This window comes from Bacillus sp. PPSBB_11 (assembly GCF_038023285.1).
Classification (GTDB): Bacteria; Bacillota; Bacilli; order Bacillales; family Bacillaceae; genus Bacillus; species Bacillus altitudinis.
In genome coordinates, this window is sequence record NZ_CP150633.1 from 2,347,598 (window position 1) to 2,363,679 (window position 16,082).

At 40.5% G+C, this 16,082-nt stretch carries 15 protein-coding genes; 10 read left to right on the plus strand and 5 right to left on the minus strand.

All coding sequences use genetic code 11. The features are described from left to right. Positions 1 to 141: IS3 family transposase (locus tag V7L95_RS11485; protein WP_340969029.1), on the plus strand; the 141-nt coding region annotated here is incomplete at its 5' end. Positions 142 to 273: 132 nt separating this feature from the next. Here the strand turns inward: V7L95_RS11485 and cspB are convergent. Both cspB and V7L95_RS11495 read right to left on the minus strand, forming a co-directional pair. Next, the gene (cspB, locus tag V7L95_RS11490) at positions 274 to 474 is read right to left on the minus strand and encodes a cold shock-like protein CspB (RefSeq protein ID WP_008349061.1); all 201 of its coding nucleotides are present in this window, start codon (positions 472 to 474) and stop codon (positions 274 to 276) included. A 211-nt stretch (positions 475 to 685) separates the two neighbouring features. Beyond that, a complete protein-coding gene (locus V7L95_RS11495) occupies positions 686 to 1,777 on the minus strand; it encodes a diguanylate cyclase (RefSeq protein WP_048003248.1) in 1,092 nt (363 codons plus the stop codon). 94 nt (positions 1,778 to 1,871) lie between these two features. On the opposite strand from V7L95_RS11495, the gene V7L95_RS11500 reads away from it, so the two are divergent. After that, entirely contained in the window at positions 1,872 to 2,252 is a 381-nt protein-coding gene (locus V7L95_RS11500) for a hypothetical protein (RefSeq protein ID WP_129548188.1), read from the plus strand. Between the two features lie 35 nt (positions 2,253 to 2,287). Here V7L95_RS11500 and V7L95_RS11505 read toward each other — a convergent pair whose 3' ends face one another. Continuing rightward, positions 2,288 to 2,704 carry a hypothetical protein gene (locus V7L95_RS11505; RefSeq protein ID WP_017360369.1) on the minus strand — a complete coding sequence of 139 codons (417 nt, stop codon included), beginning with the start codon at positions 2,702 to 2,704 and terminating at the stop codon, positions 2,288 to 2,290. 153 nt (positions 2,705 to 2,857) lie between these two features. Between V7L95_RS11505 and V7L95_RS11510 the strand changes: the two genes are divergently transcribed. Next, the gene (locus V7L95_RS11510; protein WP_017360368.1) at positions 2,858 to 3,364 is read left to right on the plus strand and encodes a YhcN/YlaJ family sporulation lipoprotein; all 507 of its coding nucleotides are present in this window, start codon (positions 2,858 to 2,860) and stop codon (positions 3,362 to 3,364) included. A gap of 156 nt (positions 3,365 to 3,520) precedes the next feature. Then, on the plus strand, positions 3,521 to 4,396 hold the full coding sequence (locus tag V7L95_RS11515; protein WP_017360367.1) for a hypothetical protein: 876 nt from the start codon (positions 3,521 to 3,523) through the stop codon (positions 4,394 to 4,396). A gap of 29 nt (positions 4,397 to 4,425) precedes the next feature. Here V7L95_RS11515 and V7L95_RS11520 read toward each other — a convergent pair whose 3' ends face one another. After that, positions 4,426 to 5,070 carry a spore coat protein gene (locus V7L95_RS11520; RefSeq protein ID WP_017360366.1) on the minus strand — a complete coding sequence of 215 codons (645 nt, stop codon included), beginning with the start codon at positions 5,068 to 5,070 and terminating at the stop codon, positions 4,426 to 4,428. A 144-nt stretch (positions 5,071 to 5,214) separates the two neighbouring features. Here V7L95_RS11520 and V7L95_RS11525 point away from each other — a divergent pair, with 144 nt between their 5' ends. The 3 genes from V7L95_RS11525 (at position 5,215) to V7L95_RS11535 (ending at position 12,165) form a co-directional block, all read left to right on the plus strand. After that, positions 5,215 to 8,577: a CheR family methyltransferase gene (locus V7L95_RS11525; protein WP_340966433.1), complete on the plus strand. Its 3,363-nt coding sequence runs from the start codon at positions 5,215 to 5,217 to the stop codon at positions 8,575 to 8,577. Between the two features lie 82 nt (positions 8,578 to 8,659). Further along, the gene (locus tag V7L95_RS11530; RefSeq protein ID WP_340966436.1) at positions 8,660 to 11,566 is read left to right on the plus strand and encodes a 5'-nucleotidase C-terminal domain-containing protein; all 2,907 of its coding nucleotides are present in this window, start codon (positions 8,660 to 8,662) and stop codon (positions 11,564 to 11,566) included. A 32-nt stretch (positions 11,567 to 11,598) separates the two neighbouring features. Further along, entirely contained in the window at positions 11,599 to 12,165 is a 567-nt protein-coding gene (locus V7L95_RS11535; RefSeq protein ID WP_340966439.1) for a class D sortase, read from the plus strand. Positions 12,166 to 12,199: 34 nt separating this feature from the next. Here the strand turns inward: V7L95_RS11535 and V7L95_RS11540 are convergent, their stop codons facing one another. Beyond that, positions 12,200 to 13,105: an RluA family pseudouridine synthase gene (locus V7L95_RS11540; RefSeq protein ID WP_017360363.1), complete on the minus strand. Its 906-nt coding sequence runs from the start codon at positions 13,103 to 13,105 to the stop codon at positions 12,200 to 12,202. A 108-nt stretch (positions 13,106 to 13,213) separates the two neighbouring features. Here V7L95_RS11540 and V7L95_RS11545 point away from each other — a divergent pair, with 108 nt between their 5' ends. From V7L95_RS11545 to V7L95_RS11555, 3 genes are all read left to right on the plus strand, one after another. After that, complete coding sequence (locus tag V7L95_RS11545) at positions 13,214 to 13,555, plus strand: DUF5365 family protein (RefSeq protein WP_017366912.1); 342 nt, start codon at positions 13,214 to 13,216, stop codon at positions 13,553 to 13,555. A gap of 307 nt (positions 13,556 to 13,862) precedes the next feature. Next, a complete protein-coding gene (locus V7L95_RS11550; RefSeq protein WP_017360360.1) occupies positions 13,863 to 14,528 on the plus strand; it encodes an HAD family hydrolase in 666 nt (221 codons plus the stop codon). Positions 14,529 to 14,542: 14 nt separating this feature from the next. After that, positions 14,543 to 16,081, plus strand: coding sequence for a bifunctional GNAT family N-acetyltransferase/carbon-nitrogen hydrolase family protein (locus V7L95_RS11555; RefSeq protein WP_007497061.1), 1,539 nt, complete (start codon positions 14,543 to 14,545; stop codon positions 16,079 to 16,081). Position 16,082: the final 1 nt, after the last annotated feature.

Here is a 16,082-nt window from a genome sequence, read left to right on the forward strand (position 1 = left end):
AAAAAATTTGAGAACATCGAACACTTCAAGCAAGAACTTGAACAATATATTGACTACTACAATCACACACGTATAAAGACAAAACTAAAAGGCATGAGTCCGATACAATATCGAACTCATGCCTCGAAAGCTGTCTCATAAAAAAAACGCGTCTAAATTTAGGGGGTCACTTCACGTCAGGTTCTCTTTTTTTATTACACAAAAAAACCGCCGGCATAAGCCGAGCGGTTTTCCTTCACTCTATAAAGTGCTAAAAGAGCAGATGCTCTTAAATTACGCTTTGTTAACGTTAGCAGCTTGTGGTCCACGGTTACCTTCAACGATTTCGAAAGAAACTGATTGACCTTCTTCTAAAGTTTTGAAGCCTTCGCCTTGGATAGCAGAGAAGTGAACGAATACATCGTCTTGACCTTCTACTTCGATGAATCCGAAACCTTTTTCAGAGTTGAACCATTTTACTTTACCTTCTAACATGAAATTTCCTCCTAAAGCGATCTTAACGCTTAAATTCACTATTCTTGCTCTTACACAAACTTCAAAGACGAAAACTCTTTCAAAACTTTCTTCTTAAAGATGATACGAACAAAAATAATTACCTTTACTTTACCAGTGTTTGCGGGAAAAAACAACTGTTATACGAAAACTTTTTTAAAAATAATTAGCGCTAACAAATTGAGGAAAAAGCCTATGTTAAGTGTTCTCTTTTTCGTCCAGAAAAGCTCACTTTGTTTCTGCCTGACTGCTTCGCTTTATAGAGCTCCTGATCTGCAATAATCGGTAATTGTTTCATGTTTTCACTTGTTCCTGCATCATAAGCACAGCCAATTGACACCGTAATGTGAATCGATGTTCCGTTTTGTAAATAAATTGGCTGATCCGCCATTTTTTTTCGTAAACGTTCCGCAATTTGCCATGTTTTTTCAACGGAACAATTCGGTAAAAGCACAGCAAATTCTTCACCGCCGATCCGCCCAATATAATCAGAGCTTCTTGTGTTCTTAATCAGCCTTGTTCCGATTTCTTTTAAAACGATATCTCCCTCATGATGTCCATACTGATCATTGATGGTTTTGAAATAATCGATGTCTAGGTAAATCAAGGACATTTGATGGATAGGTTGCTTTAAGTTCAGAGAAAAAGCATCACTTAATATCTCATCGAATTTCCGTTTATTTAAAACACCAGTTAAAAAGTCATAATGAGCTTGGAATTTATACAAATTTAACATCTGATACGCTTTTGTTTGATGCTCAATGACATAAAAGTTAAATAAACCGGCAATATACGAGAACATCCAATAGGCAGTATGCAGTTCAAACGATCTTTCATTGACGATGATGATAAATAAAATCGTCGCTATGACGTTGCTCATGGTAATAGATAACAGCATTTTTACGACGTGATTGATATGACGCTCAGCAATTAAAAAGGAAGCTGTGGCGATAAATATCATGGAAAAAATATTAATGAAAGAAGCGACATTGGCTTCAATTAATAATCGGCCAATAATGATCACACAGGCTGCAATGAACGTTTGTGCAATGCCTCCATAAAATGCCGTTAAAATAAGGGGGATATGTCTTAAATCGATGATGGCTGGTCCTGCTTTAATAGAGAAAAACATTAAGAGGACACCGAGTAACCCAGAAATCATTCCTTTAAAAATTTGTCTGAGCAGGGTGTCTTCCTTTTTTAAAAAATTCTCTTTAAACACAAGCATCAATAAATAATGGAAAGTGACAAGAATTGTTAAATTAATAAAGAGGTCTCTTAGCAAAATAAAATCACCTTTTTAAAATTACTAAAATTTGTTGCAAAAGAAAAGAGGAAACAAGATAATTAATAAAAATTTCACTTATGAGGGGTTTAAAATGAGGAGAAAACAATTTCCAGATCGAACGGACTGGCTTTCTTTTTTTGAGACGTGGCCTGATGAAGGATTTGAACGAGATATGCCCATTGAATATCAAGATCTAACGTTTCGGTTTGAGAATGAGGAAGAACGATTTGTGGTGACGATGTCTCTTGGAGTACAAGAATTTTCTTTGAAGGCTGTTCGAAAAATGGACGCATCTGTTTTAGGAGTATATGCCTTTAAAACTGTGCGACATGTAGAAATAAAAAAGGATCGGCAGCATGAAAAAGAGCTGTTGATACTATTAGATGGTGTGGAACGGTTTGTTATCACGATCGAAATCACCTTCTTGCCTTCCTTCTGCATCATGGTGAAAGAGCATTTTTCAGGAGAATAAACAGGAGCCTTTCTGAAAAAAGGCTCCTGTTTTAGTTATTTGTGCTCGATGTCATTGAGTACTTGCTGAATAGATTCATCATCCATTACATTCATGACACTTTCATCAATGTGAAGAGACTGGGCGTAAGACTCTCTCGGCGGCTGATGAGTTTGGTATGTTTTTGATGATGTTTGATGCTGATTTGTTTCATTTGGCTGGACAGCGCTGAATGCTTGCTTGATCATTTGTCCTACTTCAGCTGTGCCTTTTGAGTCTTTACGTGAATGTGAATGGGACTCATGACGAGATGACTCATGCTGGTGTTGATCTTTGCCTTTCATCATTGAGGACAAATTCATTTGAGTCATGCTGCTAAGTCTTCTCCGTAATAGTGGTGAAAATAATGCAATGATGGCTGTTGATGCTGCGATCATTGCACCAGTACTCATACCTTTTCTCTTTTTAAACAAACGAATCCCTCCATTTGATCGTGATGATACTTCTTCATCATGTTTAGGATGACCAATCAAGGCTGATTTATGAATTCATTGCTGAAATAGAGGATGTGTGCATAAAAAGTCTGCTGGATGAAAAACCTATGAGCAAAAGGAGGGAATCAATTGATGAATAAGAAATGGATGCTATCTTTATTACTCGTTCCAACATTGATCACTGCTGGGTGTGGAATGAACAACCAAGGCGATGAACGAAGAGGAACAATGAAACGACAGTACGAAAATGTCACATATAAGAACGACAACATGAGACAGGATCAACCAAATGTGCAGACACCTCAGAAGGTGAAAGTGGCAGATAAGGCATCAGAGCTTGTTGCCAACATGTCTGAAGTGAAAACAGCGAACGTACTTGTCACAGGGAAAAATGCATTTGTTGCTGTCGTGCTTGAAGGCAATAAAAGCGGAGATGTAACAGACGATTTGAAAAAGAAAATTTCTGACAAAGTCAAATCGACGGATCAACAAATTGATAATGTGTATGTATCTGCTAATCCAGACTTTGTCGATCGTATGGAAGGATACGGAAAACGTATTAGAAGTGGAGAGCCAATTTCAGGATTCTTCGACGAGTTTACTGAAACGGTTCGGCGTGTCTTCCCTGAATCAAAATAGCTACGACAAAAGCCGTATGTCATATGCGGCTTTTTTGTTTGGAACCGCACCTTGCGCACCTGACTGCATAAAGTAAAAAATATATCACCTCTTGTTGATCTTTGTTTTTTCATAGAAAGAGAAAGAGGTTGCAGGATGAATTCAGGTGGGGAGTAAATGAAAGCAAAACCGTCATTAATTCATAAAAAACTTGTAAGCGGAATGATTGCAGCAGGTTTGATTTTTTATGCGTTCACTGCGTACTTGATTTATGTAGCGTTCCAGCTGGCAGGGCAATATCTAGAGGAGCATTCTTCGCCTAAAACGGTCTTAACGGAAGGACTCAATAAGCAAGTCTATGAACATATTCGAATCTACTATGCAGACGATGAGAGCGCCTTTGTCGATCTGACCATAGAAGCGCTTGAGCAGGCAAAGAAGAGGACGATGTCAGTGTTTCAGTATGAAGCTGATAAACCGTTAGATATCATTTATTTTGATGATAAAGAGACGATTGAGCAATTTGCTGGCATCAAGCATATTACAGGTTTTTATTCTGATGTTGATCATATGATTGGATTATACCCAGATAAACGGGAAGAATTGTTGAAGAAAGAGACACTGCCTTTATACTTTTTCAACACGTTATTCATTCATGAGTATGCCCATTTCGTTTTCTATGAAAAGGTGCATGCATATAAGGTATCTCCAGTCGTCTTTCCCCTTTGGTTCCATGAAGGAACAGCAGAATGGACGGCCTATGATGTGCTGAATGCCACGTCTGAACGGTTTGACGTCATTCCTTTTAAATCTCTTTATTCTGATCAAGACTGGCAAGAATCTCGCACGACGTATGAGACAGATGTTTATTTACAAAGCTACTATATGATCTATGAGCTTGTGGAGCTTTATGGACGAGATGTCATACATGAGATCATGGAGGAAACGGCGAAAACTAGTCGTTTTGATAGAGGGTTTGAACAAGCGACAGGACAACGTCTCACAGATTTTGAAGAGCAATTTAAACTGAATTATCAAAGAAAAAACGGCTGACCTGTAAATAGGTCGGCCGTTGTTTTTATTTAATGAAGCGGTTTTTGCTGGTTGGCTTTGCTCGGCGGCATCTGCACTTGTCCCTGCATAGGGGCAAATGTAGATGTCATCGCCTGCATATCTTGAGCTGTAAGCTGCGGAACTTGATAATAGCTATGTTTGTTTTGATATAAGAAAATTTCATACGCCATTTCAATAAAGTTCGGGATTTGCGCTGCAAGCACACGTCGTACCACAGGGTTTGTGACCTCTAATGCAGTCATTGAGAGTAATCCAGCATGAGATTTCATAAGACCAAGCATATGCCCTGTAATTCCCGCATCCTTTACATCCTGTAATGATTGATTTGGCTTCTTAGGCTGAGATGGTTTTATTCCGTATGTCACCTGTGTCTGTTCGTTCATCATATAAGTAGATGTTTCTTCACTAGGCTTTTGACCAGTAGAAAAGCAATCTACCGTGACGTTGTACTGGGACAATACAAATTGATATTGTCGATCTAACATGTCGGATAATGCGGGATCTTGGATAAATTGCCGAAAGATCATGTATTGATCCAAAATATTAATGGTCCCTGCTAATACCTCATGTAAATCAAATAACTCATGCCCGCCATGATTGAATTGGGGCTGCTGGACATGTCCTTGAACGTTTGGTTGCTGATCGTTTTGCATAAAGAATCCTCCTTCTGTTTATACAGTCTGTTTTAATGTGAGGAAGTTTTCCTCCTTTCATGCAAAAAACATTATTTACAATTAGAGGGTTTTCTTCCTTTTTGTCGAAAAAATGTATCAGACGAATGAACATGGGGGTACCAGATGCAGGACAAAATCATTAATCGTTTGATAGAAGACGAACATGTGCAGGCACCAGTGATTGGCATCGGTGTTTCGCCGTTTGAACAGCATCATCTTGAGGTTTTTTTTCAATCATTTCCGCAGGAATTAAATGCCTCTTTTATTGTTGTGCAAAATCATGTGACAGGCGATTGTGTAACTGATTTGGAAGCACTTGTTTTACCGATTGGCTACCGAGCAAAGCCGATTAAGCATGGTGAGAAAGTCATGAAAAATACGATTTATTTTTGTCCGCAGCATGCAGCTGTGACATTGACAGAAGACAAACGGCTACACATAACAGAGCAGCATCCTACGAACAAGGCGTGTGCTGTGAATTCGTTGTTTCAGTCACTTGCCAATGTGCAAAAGGAAGAGGCCTATGCGATCTTTTTTCAAAAAGGCTATTGTGTAGGAAGTGGTTTGCTTCAAATCGTTGAGCAAGGCGGTACAGCCATATCGTGCAGTGAGACAAATAGTGGGTTTGATCGTATGTATCATCAAACATTTCAAGACCCTTCTGCACTTGCGTCATATATAGCCAACATCATCAACATTCCGCATACATATGTTGCAGACCCTGTTTTGATCAGAATGATTGAACGTCTTGAAATGCATAAAGGAATTGCTTTTTCAACCTATGAGAAGCGCAGGCTGCTCTCTGTCATTCAAAAAAGAATGAGGAGTGCGAACCAATCGATCTCCTTATTGTCCGAGTACGATCGTTTATTAGAGAGAGAACCAGATGAGCTTGATCGCCTGCATGTACAGCTTTTAAGCGGAACGACTTCCTTTTTTAGAGATATGGAAGCCTTTCGAGTATGTGAACATCACATCATTCCGTCGATCATTGAAAACACAATGAAAAATGGGAAATCTCGATGCCGCATTTGGATTGCAGGATGTTCTACAGGTGAAGAAGCCTATTCTTTTGCGATGTTATTTTTAGAAGAAATGAAACGAAGACAAGTGTCCATTGAACTTCAAGTGTTTGCAACAGACATCAACCGGAAAGCCATCCAAAGTGCAAGCAAAGGTGTTTATTCGCTTGAGTCTATGGCACGGATGCCAGAAAAATGGAGGGCGCGATATTTCGAAAAAAAAGGTGACGCTTTTATTGTGAAGCAGTCGCTTAGAAAACATATTGTCTTTGCTCCTCACAATTTATTGATTGATTCACCTTTTATCCACCTCGATTTTATCAGTTGCCGAAATGTTCTGATGTACTTCCAGCCAGAAGTACAAAAACGAGTCTTATCTCGATTCCAATATGCACTAAAGGATCAAGGGATGTTGATATTAGGACCGAATGAAAAGGTACCCAATATCCCTCGTTTATTTCATTTGTTAAATGAAAAGTGGAACATTTACACCCACTCAAACGTTCCTAAATACAATGCAGGTCGTACGGAGTTAAAAGAACGAGCTGTCCAATATATGAAAGAAGTAGAGCAGGAGTATGATGCATGTTTCATCATAGACGATTGCGAGCAAATTCTCGCGATATCAAACGGTGCCTATTCTTTCTTAGCGCATGCAGAAGTTTCAGATGAATTATGTGAATATGTAACCCCTGATTATATGAAAGAGATACTAAGTCAAAGCTTTCAAAAGGTGTGGACTGAAGAGACTGAGGTTGTTTTTCAACATGTCCTCATTTCGGAAAATGGAAGAAAGCAGTATGCAGATTTTACAGTGAAACATTTTGATCGCCGTTTTAAAGGAGTATACGTCATTCTCATTCGGATGAGTGAGAGAGGAAAAAATCAAAAGAACGGCAGGGACAAAGGGATGTCAGAGCAGAATTCGGTTTATCAACAGCGAATTGTCGATTTAGAAAATGAGCTCAATGAGGTCAAACAAAAGGAGCAAGAAGCAAGGGCTCAATTAAAAGAAAAAAACAAGCAAATAGAAGTGCGCGAGAAAACAAACGAGCATTTTATTAATATCATAAACAACTTAAAGGTGACAAGAGAAGAACTGTACCGGCCGTCTGTGAAGCCAGAACTTGCCACGTTGTTTGTGGACCGGGAAATGAATATTCGCTATCACACTCCTACAGCTGCCTCTTTATTTACTTCAGCTCAAACCCGGCACCAGCAAACTTTTCAGTCGATGGTGAAGAAGCTATCGAAGGAAATGCTCTATCATGATATTCAATCTGTCATTTCAGATAGGCGCGTGATCGAACGTGAAATTGAAACGAACGAAGGAGAACAATTCACGGTTCATATGACGCCGTTCTATGATCAAGATCGCGAGGGAGCAGTGATGACCTGGATCAAAATGACCGAAATGACGAAATTGAAGCAGGCTCTTCATCTTGCGGTGACAGCACTTGATAACAGCCATATTCATATTGTGGTTGCAACAGGAGAAGGTGTCATTCAGTGTGTCAACCAGCGCTTTTGTCAGTTTGTACAGCAGCATGAATATGACTTGATCGGAAAAGATATTTTTTCTGTTTATTATGCGTTGTGTCAATGTGATGATCTAGCGAAACAATGGGACGTGTGTTTAAGAGAGGGCAGCTGGACAGGTGAGTTGTATTTTCAGGACTTATCAGGGCGTGAGCGATGGGAAAGAGTCTCTTTACACCGAATCGATGACCCTGACAAAATGCAGTCTACTGTCATGCGGATTTCAGAGGATATTACAAGTCAAAAACAGTCTGAGAAAATGCTGATGAAGTCTGAAATGCTGTCAGCAGTTGGACAGCTGGCAGCTGGTATTGCCCATGAGATACGTAACCCACTTACGTCGTTAAAAGGCTTTTTACAGCTAATGATTCAAAGTAAAAAGTATCAGAAGGATTATGCCGATGTGATGATGTCAGAGTTTAATCGGCTTGAGTCTATTATTAACGAGTTCCTTGTGCTCTCTAGAAGCAAATCTGTTAAATTTGAACCGGTGAATGTGAATCTTCTGCTCGAAGAAGTCATTATGGTCGTTGAATCTCAGGCGGTCTTAAAAGGAGTGTCGATTCAAAAGAATCTGGCTCCCTCTCTGCCTCATATTCAAGGCATTCCAAATGAACTAAAACAAGTGTTCCTTAACATTCTTAAAAACGGAATTGAAGCGATGGATGGAGTAACAGGTGTGATCCAAGTGACTTCATTATTGAAAAACGACCAAATGATGCTGATATTTGAAGACCAAGGAAAGGGCATACCAGAAGACGAGATTGGAAAATTAGGTGAACCTTTTTACACAACGAAAGAAAAAGGCACGGGTCTTGGATTAATGATGACCATTAAGATTATTGAAAGCCATGGCGGTACCATTCGTTTTGAGAGCAAAAGCTTTGAAGGGACACGTGTGATTATTACGTTTCCAAGTAATTGAGATCAGTTTTACACGAAATCCATCCAGTCTCAATATTTGCTTTGTACACTAGAAGAGATGAAGTTCAAAGGGGAGAAATCTAATGAAACGTATACAATCCATTCGAATGGTCTGTTGTTTGATTTTGGTGATATTTAGCCTGCAATCTTTACTGCCTAGTATGATGACAGCTGAGGCGTTTTCTTCTTCTGAGAAAAAGGAGACTTTATGGAAACAAACAAAGCCGATGAACATAAAAAAAGCCCGAAAACTGATAGGAGAAACGGTAACGGTGAGCGGAATCGTAACAGCAGATCAATCCGCTATAGGGAATGGGAAACTATCAACATATATTCAAGACAAAACAGCTGGTCTCAATATTTATTCTGCGCAGCCGAAGAATTTTCCAGAACTGAAAGCAGGCATGAAGGTCACGGTGACTGGCAAGGTGACGACTTATAAAGGGCTCGTTGAAATTGTGCCAGATCAAGATCGTCTGAAGATAGATGCTGTGAATCAGCCATTGCCTTCGCCAAAGAAAGTTTCCATTAAACAATTGGAATCGGATCAGGCAAGCAAATATGAAGGAAGATTAGTGAAGGTAAAAGGCTATGTAGAACAAGCGCCAGATCAGCCAGCTGGCGGTGGATACAATGTGGTCATCATCGATAAAAAATATCATAGCACAGTCCTTAGAGTCATGGTTGATACGGGTGCCATTGATCAAGTGAAGACCGGAAAATGGTATGAGTTTACTGGCGTTTTAAGCAGATATGATACGCTGCAAGTACTTCCAAGACACAAAACCGATGTCAAATTGCTGAAGCACCAGCCAAAGCCGCCAAAAATCAAAAAAGAATATGAGGCAACGGTAGATCGTGTTGTGGATGGAGATACCATTCATTTGAAGAAGCCTGTGCTCGGCACAACAAAGGTACGCTTCGTGAATATGGACACACCAGAAACCTACCACCAGCCCAAAAATGAATTAGATCAAAACCAGCTGCGCTTTGGACAAAAAGCGACGGATTATTTAAAAACGCTTCTTTCAAGTGGTGATCAAGTCACATTAAAGATTGGCCCGGAAGCAAAGGATGGATATGGACGTCTTTTAGCTCAAGTCAAAACCAAAAAAGGGCTGAATACGAACCTAGAGCTTGTGAAAAAAGGATATGCCCCTACTTATTTCATTTGGCCTGTTGGAGATGAAAAAGAGTATCTGATGTTCCAGCAAGCAGTGAAAGATGCCAAGGAAAAAGGGCTTGGTATTTGGAATGAAGAAGACCCTCTGCTAGAACAGCCGTTTGAATTTAGAGCACGCGAGCAGAAAAAAGGGCTCACACGTTATGTGGGTGATTCATCTGCAAAAACCTACGTATCACCTGACAGCTGGAATGAGATCGATGTGGATAAACGTATCTTTTTTGCTTCTAAAGAAGAAGCAGAGCAGGCTGGATATCAGGCGTCAGAATCATCCAGTGAAGTCCCATTAACCATTTTAAGCATGAATGATTTGCATGGTAAAATTGATCAGCAATATGAGCTGGATGTAAAAGGTGATGGCAGTAAAGGAACGTATGGACGGATGGATTATGTGGCGGCTTATATGAAACAAAAGCAGGCTGCGCAAAAAAATACGATAACAGTTCATGCAGGAGATATGATAGGCGGAAGCTCGCCAATATCTTCTCTTTTACAAGATGAACCAACCGTTGAACTAATGGAGAACATCGGCTTTGATGTTGGGACAGTCGGCAACCATGAGTTTGATGAAGGTGTAGATGAATTATTGCGCATCTTAAAAGGTGGAGATCATCCTAAAGGCACAAAAGGGTACGATGGGCAGAACTTCCCGCTTGTTTGTGCAAACTGTGAATATAAGGATACTGGCAAACCACTTTTACCAGCCTATGAAATCATGGATGTCGAAGGAATTCCTGTAGCTTTTATCGGGGTTGTGACAACATCAGCGGCAGGTATGGTCATGCCAGAAGGAATTAAAGACATTCAATTTACTGATGAAGTCAAAGCTGTGAATGAAGCAGCGAAGGAATTAAAGCAAAAAGGGATTAAAGCGATCGCGGTTCTGGCTCATATGACCGCCTCTCAAAATGGTGATACCATTACTGGAGAAAGCGCAAGGCTCGCCAAAGAAGGTGATGACGAAATTGATGTCATTTTCGCTGGCCATAATCACGAAGTGGTCAATGGAGAAGTGAATGGAAAATTAATTGTCCAAGCCTTTGAATATGGAAAGGCGATTGGAGAAGTCAATGTCACACTTGACAGGAAAACAAAAGATATTGTCAAAAAGAGTGCAAACATCCAGTATGTAGACCAGGCTGGTATTGAAAAGGATAAGGAAGCAGCGGACATTTTAGCTCATTACGGAAAAGAAGTGGAGCCGATTATTAGTGAGGTTGTTGGAGAAGCAGGGGTCAAGCTGGAAGGTGGCTATTCCAATGATGGTGATACACCACTTGGCAACCTCATTGCGGATGGCATGAGATATTCAATGAAAAGTGACTTTGCCATGATGAATGGCGGCGGCATCAGACAAAATCTCGAAAAAGGGCCGATTACTTGGGGAGATCTCTTTAATATTCAGCCATTCGGAAATGTGTTAGTGAAGCTGGACATCAAGGGGAAAGACTTAGTTGATATCATTGAAGCTCAAATATCTCCTCAATTTGGACCGGATTATAGCATTTCAGGCTTTTCTTATTCGTACGATCCGTTAACATATAAAGTAGTCGACTTAAAACTGCCTGATGGTTCTTCCGTTGTTTTCGACAAAACGTATACACTCACAGTGAATAATTTCATGGCGACTGCCACTGGAAATAAGTATGCGCCGATTGGACGGCTAGGGAAGAATCCGGAGACAGGTCCAGAAGATTTAGAAGCAACAGTCGCTTTTGTAAAGAGCTTCGAGGGAGCTTCTATTGTGTATCAAAAAGAGGGCCGAATTCAACAAGCAAAACAAGAAGAAAAGGCAGCAGCAAGCTAAAGAATCATCAGCAAAGACAAAGGAGTTAACGCATGAAAAAATGGCTTGCAGTGATTGTCATGTCAGCGGGGATTGTGCTGCTTGGCTGGGGAATTTGGCAAATCGCTTCTACTCACTTACAAACAGCACAATCGTTAGAGGAAGCAAAGAAGGTCGTAAAAACTGATCAAGGAATGACAAAGAAAAAGTTTGCACCTGAAATGGGGAAAGCCTCTGGCATCCTGACCATTCCGAAATTAAAAGCCGATTTGCCGATTGTTGAAGGGACAGATGCGGACGACCTTGCCAAAGGAGTCGGTCATTATAAAGGCAGTTATTACCCTGATCAAAATGGACAAATCGTTTTGTCGGGACACAGGGATACGGTCTTCCGCCGGACTGGTGAACTGGATATTGGGGATCAGCTGAAAATCACTGTACCGTATGGTGAGTTTGTTTATGAAATCACGCATACGAAAATTGTGGATCAGTATGATACATCGATTATTACCTTACAAAATAAAAAAGAAGAGCTTGTGTTAACCACATGCTATCCATTTCATTTTGTCGGCAACGCACCAGAGCGGTACATTATTTATGCGAAAAGAGCATCTGTCTAACGTCAAAAGAGCCTGGATGATCAGGCTCTTTTTTCTACATATTGTCCATTTTTAATTCAGCCATATCAGGTGGGAGCGGTGCTTCTATCGTCAGCTTTTCACCTGTGAATGGATGGTTCATGTCTACTTGTTTGGCATGAAGGGCGCATCTGTTTATCAGGTCACGCTTCCCGCCATATAATGTATCGCCAGCTAAAGGATGCCCGAGACTGCTAAGATGGACCCGAATTTGATGCGTTCTGCCTGTTTCTAATCGCAGCTTAACGGCCGTCAACTGTAAACGTTTATTGAGATGGAAGACCTCATAATGAGTCTTGGCGCTTTGACCAGTAGGAGAAACCCTCCTTCTGACGGCATGGTGTTTATCACGTCCAATGGCTGCTTGGATCGTTCCTTTCTTTTTTTTAAACAGTCCTTGTGCGATGGCAAGATACGTTCTGTTAATCGCTTTTTTTGAAAGCATTTGATCGAGTACAGCATGTGCCAACCTGTGTTTGGCAAAAATGACGGTGCCGCTTGTGTCTTGATCCAGCCTATGTATATGTCTGACCCGCTTTTCTTCTCCATTTGCTTGAAAATGGAAAGCGACTAGGTTCGCCAGCGTACCTGTTTGTCCTTTTTCATTTGGATGCGTCGGCCTTCCAGCAGGCTTTTGGACAACTAATAAATGCTCGTCTTCAAAGAGTACCTCTAATTCACCGTATTCTGGCGTCACATCACTTTCTTCCGTCTCAAATAAATCAATGAGAATCTGATCACCTGTACTCACTTTTGCAGCATGGTGGGCAGTTTTTTGATTGAGACGGACTTTTTGGTGCTCCATCCAAAAATGGATAATCGGTTTAGAGGCAGACACTTCGCCTTTTAAAAATTGACTTAAGGAAATGCCATTTTGCTGCTCTCCTACTTTTAGGGAGAGCGTGTGTCCTTTTATGATCATGATATTCGTCCTCTCTTTGGGTATATATAGGAAACACTTACCTTAGCGAATGACTTTTTTTCTGTGCTATTCTGAATGGAGTAATAACGACAGAGAGGTAGATGCCACGTGAGATTAATGAAAGCTGCGACAGACCTTCAGGAGCAGGAAATTGAAGAAATATCAAAGGAAATTGAAGATCTTTTATCCCATTCCGTAAATGGAGAAGAGCAGGAAAAACAACCCCCGCTTACATTCATTGATGGTGTGTATAACGGGACAATGGATGATGCTTTTCGTATTTTATCAGGTCTTCAGTTATTACATACCATTATTTTAAAGCCGAAGCGTCATATCACAAAACGAGATCGTGAGTTATTTGAACTCAACCGTGAACAAGTTAATGCGTGCGGCTTTTCTTTCCCGTTTGATTTAGATGATTTTGCAGGCCGTCACCTTCAAAATGCGTAAAAGTTGGTGTGAACTTCCTTGTTAACTTACAAGGTCGTCGCACATACTATTTTTAAGGGAACGGAGAAACCTTCAAGATCTGTAATACCAATTCCGCTCTTTTTCAACAATGTCTATTCTCCACGAATCGGAGCGCTTGGATCTCTTGCAGAAAGAATCGAACATGACAGGAGCCTGACAAAACGATGCAGGCTCCTTTTATACATAATCATTTTAGCAGACATTCATCTTTGAAAGTCAATTTTATTCACGATATGATAGCAGTATGGAAGATATTTCAGACTTTCGGAAAAAAGGAGTGGCCTCTTTGGTAAAGGCGATTATATTTGATTTTGATGGATTAATTTTAGATACAGAAACACATGAATATGAGGTTCTGCAGGAAATGTTTGCGGAGCATGAATCGGAGCTGCCTCTGTCTGTATGGGGAAATGTGATTGGAACGCAGGCAGGTTTTAAGCCTTTTGAATACTTGGAAGAGCAGTTAGGAAAGACATTAGATCATGAGGCACTCACAGAAGACCGGCGTTCACGTTTTCAAAAGAGAATGAAGGACGAAGCAGCAAGACCTGGTGTAGAAGCTTATTTAGAAGCGGCAAAGGAGCTTGGAATTAAGATTGGACTTGCTTCCAGCTCAGATTATAAATGGGTGTCTGATCACCTGAAAAAAATTGGACTTTTCGATTACTTCGAATGTATCCGCACGTCAGACGATGTGGAAGAAGTGAAACCTCACCCAGAACTTTATTTGCAAACCGCACAATGCTTAGGCGTTGAGCCAAAAGATTGCGTGGCATTTGAGGACTCTGTGAATGGGTCAATCGCTGCCAAACGAGCGGGTATGAAATGTGTCATCGTGCCAAATAAAGTGACGAGCACACTGCAGTTTGAAGAATATGACGCGAGATTAGAATCCATGGCTGAAATCGAATTGCTCCAGCTATTCCATCAGCTTGAAAAAGAGGATCAGTAAGGGGGCAATACATCATGGCAGAAAAACTAGATTTAACGCGATTTGAAAAAAGAATGGTGATTCGAAATATTAGAGAAGAAGATATCGACCGAATCATCGCATTGCAAGAGGTATGCTTTCCAGGCATGGACCCTTGGAAAAAAGAGCACCTTGAAAGCCACCTTGAACATTTCCCAGAAGGCCAGTTCTGTGCGGAATTCGAGGGAGAAATCATTGGCTCATGTTCAAGTTTATTAATTAACTTTGATGAATACGATGATCGTCACACATGGCAGGACATCACAGATGATGGATATATCACAAACCATAATCCAGATGGGATGAATATGTACGGAATTGAAGTAATGGTCAGTCCTGAGTACCGCCGGATGAAAATCGGTCATCGTTTATACGAAGCAAGAAAAGACTTAGCGAGAAGATTAAATTTAAAAAGCATCATCATTGGTGGACGTATCCCGAATTATCATAAATATCAAGAGGAAATGACGCCTCGCCAATATGTAGAGCAAGTCATGCTGCACCAAATTTATGATCCTGTGCTATCTTTTCAGCTGTTAAATGAATTTAGCCTGATGCGGATCAATCCGAATTACTTGCCGGATGATAAAGCTTCCAGCACGTACGCAACGCTAATGGAATGGAACAATGTCGATTATCGCCCGCAATCGAAAAGATATTATAAATCGGCGTTCCCAGTACGTATTTGTGTCATTCAATATGCAATGAAGCAAATTCATTCCTTTGAGGAGTTTATGAATCAAGTGGAGTATTACGTGGATGTGGCATCAGATGCGTCAGCTGACTTTGCCGTTTTCCCGGAAATCTTTACAACCCAGCTTATGTCATATTTAGAAGAGAGATCACCAAGTCTAGCAGTGCAGCGGATCACAGAATATACCGAGGACTACATCAATTTGTTTACAGATCTCTCGGTCAAGTACAACATTAATATCATCGGTGGTTCTCATTTCGTTGAAGAGGAAGGGAAAATCTATAATATCGCCTATTTATTTAGACGTGATGGAACGATTGAAAAGCAATATAAGTTGCATATCACGCCGAATGAAAGAAAATGGTGGGGGATTTCAGCTGGTGACCAAGTCCGGGTATTTGATACGGACTGCGGTAAAATTGCGATCCAAATTTGCTACGATATTGAATTCCCTGAGCTTGCTCGAATTGCAGCTGACAAAGGAGCGAAAATTATTTTCACTCCATTCTGTACAGAAGACCGTCAAGGCTATTTACGAGTGCGTTACTGTGCGCAGGCGAGAGCGGTTGAAAATCAGATATATACGGTCATTTCTGGAACAGTCGGAAACCTTCCGCAAACAGAAAACATGGATGTCCAATATGCACAATCAGCCATCTTTGCACCATCTGATTTTGAATTCGCAAGAGATGGCATTGTAGGGGAATGCAACCCGAATATTGAAATGGTGGTTGTCGGTGATGTCGACTTAGAAATATTAAGAAGGCAGCGTCAAGATGGGACGGTTCGTCAGCTGAAAGACCGAAGAAGAGACGTGTACCATATTGAATATAAGAAATAAT